The organism is Streptomyces sp. NPDC004561, assembly GCF_053602155.1.
This window is the reverse complement of record NZ_JBSGDB010000687.1, coordinates 1-3598: the sequence shown is the minus strand read 5'-3', so window position 1 is coordinate 3598 and position 3598 is coordinate 1. Positions and strand designations below refer to the sequence as shown.

Genomic DNA, 3598 nt, shown 5'->3' with positions numbered 1-3598 from the left:
AGCCCCCGCCCACCGAGCTCCAGACCCTGATCAACGCTGTCGGCACCGGCAGACCTCTTAACCTCTACCTCCCGGTCTAACAAACCACCGCTAGTGCTCTGACCGCATAGGTTCGCCGGGTCGTTCAGGCCGCGGTGGCGAGGGGGCGTCCGCCCCAGCGGATGCCCTTTTCGCTGCGGATGCGGGCGCGTTCCTTGCGTTCGGCAGCCAGGACGTCGCGGTGGCGGGCGTTGGCGTTGCGCCAGCGCAGGTAGGCGTGCAGGGCCCGGGTCTGCACGGTGTGGTTGGGGTGGTTGGAGTTGGCGATGGTGAACTGCCTCAGCGGCCCGAAGTGGGCCTCGATCGGGTTCGCCCACGAGGCGTAGGTCGGCGTGAAGCACAGCTCGACCTTGTGCTTCTTCGCCCAGCGGCGGATGTCGGCGCCCTTGTGGGCGGACAGGTTGTCCAGGATCACGTAGATCGGTGCGCCGTCGGGCCGGGCGGCGCGGATCGACTTCAGCGCGGCCAGCGTGTTCCCGGCGCCCTTCCTGCGGCGGTTGACGCCCCACAGAGTGTCGTCGCCGACCGAGTAACAGCCGTGGAAGTACCGGACTCCATGGGTGCGGTGGTAGGTGGCAGGCAGCCGGTCGGGGTGCTTCTGTTCGGCCCAGCCCGAGCCGGCGGTGGGCCGGATCCCGAGCGGGCCGAACTCGTCGAACGCGAAGACCCGGTCAGGGAAGCGGTCCAGGACCTCCTCGATGCGGTCGAGCTTGGCGTCGCGGTCGGGATCAGGGGATTCCTTCCAGGTCTTGGTGCGCTGGAAGGTGATGCCGCGGCGGGCGAGCAGGCAGCGTAACGCCTCGCGGCCGATGTGGATGATCCGACCGTGGACTTTCCGCAGGTAGGCGACGAGCTTGCGCAGGGACCAGCGGGTGAAGGGCTGGCCGAGCTTGGTGGGGCGGGTGGTGGCCGTCTGAACGACGAAGTCCTCTTCGTCAGGGCTGAGTCGGCGGGGACGGCCTCCCGCCCACCGAGGGTCCAGGCAGGCCAGGCCGATCTCGTTGAACCGGTGGATCACATCGCGCACGGTGTCCTCGTCGGCCTGGACCAGCTGGGCGATCACCGGCACCCGGTTCCCGCCGGCCGACGCCAGCAGCATCATCGCGCGCCGGTAGCGCACCGAGCTGGTGCTGCCACGGCGCACGATCTGCTGCAGCTTCTGCCCCTCCTGGTCGGTCAGTCTGCGCACACGGACAGGCTCGGCCACCGCACCTCCAGCAGTCGGATCAGACGTCACCGCACATCCAACCGCCATGACCACCGACCCGGCGAACCTATGCGGTCAGAGCTAGTCAGGCCGCTGCTGAGATCAATCGGTCCGTCGGCGCCAACTTGCAGGACATAAGCGATGAGGGCCTCGCCGCCACGCGGTAGCCGGTCGTAGCGCACCGGCCGGCCATGACGCTCTGCCCACGCAGGCGTGACCAGACCGGCCAGCCAGTCCTCCGCGTGCACCGCGAGTTCCTCAAGGGCGCGCCGTAGGGCCTCCGCGACCAGTTCACCACGGTTGAGTTTGCGGACGGCGGCAAGTACGTGAGTGGAGTCGGTGCGCAGCCGCCCGCGCCGCTTGAGCAGCCCCGCGGCCGCCAGGCGCTCGACCATGACCGCGAGCAGCCGATCGGCCCGGTCCTCCTCGGCCATCCGATCGCGGAACTCGCTGAGCACCGAGTGGTCGAAGCCTGGATCATCCAGCCCCAGGCAGTACTTCCAGGCCAGGCGGCAGCACACCGCCTCGGCGGCCTGCCGGTCGGTGAGATTCTCCGCGAACTGCAACACCGACACCAGGGCCAGCTGCGCGGGCGAGAGCCTTCTGCGTCCGTCCACCGGATACCAGCCGGCGAAGTCTTCATCGATGAACAGGCTGTCCAGGCGATCCCGCACCCGTATCGCCGCCGTACCCCGCGGGTTGCTCGCCCCCGCTATGCGTACCGTCAACGGCGGAATCATCCGCCCCGGACTGGACCCCATTGCCATCGCGGCCACCCCTCCGACCGCCGAATCCACCCCGCTGAGATGAGCGGACCACACCGAAGACACGACCAGATCTGAAGCCAGGCAAGTTCACCCTATGAGCGAAGATCACCAACAGCATCCAGAAGTTGGACGAGAACCGTTCAGACCGTTGACGCCAACCCGTCTACGGGTGGGGCGTTGTCGGTGGCGGGCGCTACCTTTCCGGCATGGGGATCTATCTGGTCAGCGTGGGTGCGCGGGAATGGCTCGACGGCGACGAGGACGAGGGCGGTCGGGGAGCCGTCGCCTCGGCGCTCGAGGAGGAGTTGGAGCGGCGGGGGCTGCCGCGGTACGAGCCCGTTCGGGAGGAGGAACCGGGAGTGTGGTTCGAGGAGAAGCTCATCCCTCCCATGGACGGGTTCGCGGCGCTGTGCCGCGCGCACCTGACGCCGCGGGAGCAGGAGACGTTCGGCGAGTGGTCGGTGCTGGTACCGGTGTCGCTGGGGGAGGAGATACACCTGCCCATCGGCTCCGCCTACACCGACACGACCGTGATCGCGGGAGCGCCGCAGGTGCTCGCCCTGGCCAGGCGGCTGGCGGACGTCATCGGACTGCCGCCGGAGGTGCCGCGGGAGGCCGGGAACCTCGGTCTGACGTTCTGGTTCCTCGAGGGCGAGGCGAAGGAACTGGCCGCGGCCCGGCCAGGGCCCTGGAGCGAGGACCTGGACGCCGCGTTCTACGTCGCCGTGTACCTGCGTGCCGCCGAGTACTCACTGCGCCGCGGCTGCCCGATGACCTACAGCTGACGCTACGAGTCAGCCCGTTGCGACGGGAGGGCGGCCCCGAACCGAAGGTGACCACTTGGCCCGCCAGGAACCGGCGCGCCCTGGCCGTGTGGTCACGCGGGCGGTAGCGGTGGCAGTCTCCCACGTCAGCACCACCACGGAACCTTGTCAGTGACGGCATGTCAGATTGTTGTGTTTGTGCTGTTGGTGGTGTGTTCGGGGGATCGGGTTACTGACACGGGGTAGTGTGCGGGGCCCCTATCTCTTTGGTCAAGCCGTGTGGGCGTCTGAGGGGCCTTCGGTAGAAGCGTCAGTCGTGTCGGCTCCGGCGTATCCGTAAGCCCAGCCGACGGCAGTGTCGGGGGCCGGGACCGTTGTGTAGATGTGCCAGGCGGCAGGGTTTCCAGGTGTCTGTCCCAGGCCGCCGCGAGCACGGAGGCATGCAGGTCGAAGCCCGCTCCGGCCGATGCCGACGGTGCTGCCGTGAACGGGGCGCGGAGCGTAGTGGAGACACTGATGGCCCCGGCGGAGAGGATCCCCGCCGCCCACCTGCTCGCCGCTCACGCCGCTGTCGGAGTCAGCCGGGACGCCCGCCTATGTCGCGCGAACCGGCACCCGCTGAAGAGGTGATCACTGAGGCACGACGGAGGCTGCCGGTTCGCCCGAAATAGTGCGGTGAGGGATGCGCCCATGCGCAAGCGCGGCCCTCACCCTCGCCGCCCTGCGCTAGTACTCCAGCCGTAGTTCGGTATTTGGGCTGGTCAGCGGCCTGGTGGCGTGGAGTGTGGCGGGGCGCCGGGTGGGCGGGACGGACTTCCCCA

Annotated in this window: 3 protein-coding genes; 1 reads left to right on the top strand and 2 read right to left on the bottom strand. The window is 68.8% G+C overall.

Annotated elements, in window-relative coordinates; translation table 11 throughout:
* Nucleotides 1-124: 124 nt before the first annotated feature.
* Complete coding sequence (locus ACWEN3_RS43575) at nt 125-1246, bottom strand: IS630 family transposase (RefSeq protein ID WP_452983428.1); 1122 nt, start codon at nt 1244-1246, stop codon at nt 125-127.
* Between the two features lie 26 nt (nt 1247-1272).
* Nucleotides 1273-1974 carry a transposase gene (locus tag ACWEN3_RS43570; RefSeq protein WP_452983425.1) on the bottom strand — a complete coding sequence of 234 codons (702 nt, stop codon included), beginning with the start codon at nt 1972-1974 and terminating at the stop codon, nt 1273-1275.
* A 245-nt stretch (nt 1975-2219) separates the two neighbouring features.
* Here ACWEN3_RS43570 and ACWEN3_RS43565 point away from each other — a divergent pair, with 245 nt between their 5' ends.
* Nucleotides 2220-2798, top strand: a complete 579-nt coding sequence (locus ACWEN3_RS43565; RefSeq protein ID WP_452983422.1) for a hypothetical protein — start codon at nt 2220-2222, stop codon at nt 2796-2798.
* The last annotated feature ends 800 nt before the right edge of the window (nt 2799-3598 follow it).